1 protein-coding gene is annotated in these 590 nt (G+C 51.7%); it reads left to right on the top strand.

The genetic code is table 11. From position 1 onward, the window contains the following. A partial coding sequence (locus ACOCD2_RS25230; RefSeq protein WP_419626382.1) for a group II intron maturase-specific domain-containing protein occupies window positions 1-590 on the top strand: 590 nt, incomplete at both ends.

The raw sequence follows: 590 nt of genomic DNA on the forward strand, positions 1-590 counted from the left end.
TTAGTCCGGTGCTGGCCAACCTTTTTCTGCATTACACACTGGATCGCTGGATCAAAACGCATTGTCGAAGCGTGCGGCTGTGTCGCTATGCCGATGATGGGGTGATCCACTGTAAAAGCCAACGTCAAGCTGAATGGGTACTTGCCCAAATCAGCCAGCGGTTGGTGGATTGCGGCTTGCTGATCCATCCAGGGAAAACGCGTATTGTGTATTGTAAAGATGTCAACCGACAGCAGGAGCACGAGAGTATCGAGTTCAGCTTTCTGGGCTACAGCTTCCGTCCTCGAAAAGCGGTAGACAAATACGGGCGCGTTTACGTCAACTTTTCACCAGCGGTGAGCCCAGCAGCATTGAAGAGCATGCGGCAGGAAATCCGCAGTTGGCACTTGCAGTTGAAAAACGACAAGTCGCTGATGGATTTGTCGCGTATGTTTAATCCGATATTGCGGGGCTGGTGGCAGTACTACGGGCGGTTCTATCGCTCGAAGCTGGCGATTATCGGCGAGCATCTGGATGGTTACCTGGTTCGATGGCTGATGCGCAAGTTCAAATACTTCGCGGGTCATAAAACCAGAGCATGGCGATATATC

The sequence above is a fragment of the Thiolapillus sp. genome (assembly GCF_048562965.1).
Taxonomy (GTDB): domain Bacteria; phylum Pseudomonadota; class Gammaproteobacteria; order Chromatiales; family Chromatiaceae; genus Thiolapillus; species Thiolapillus brandeum_A.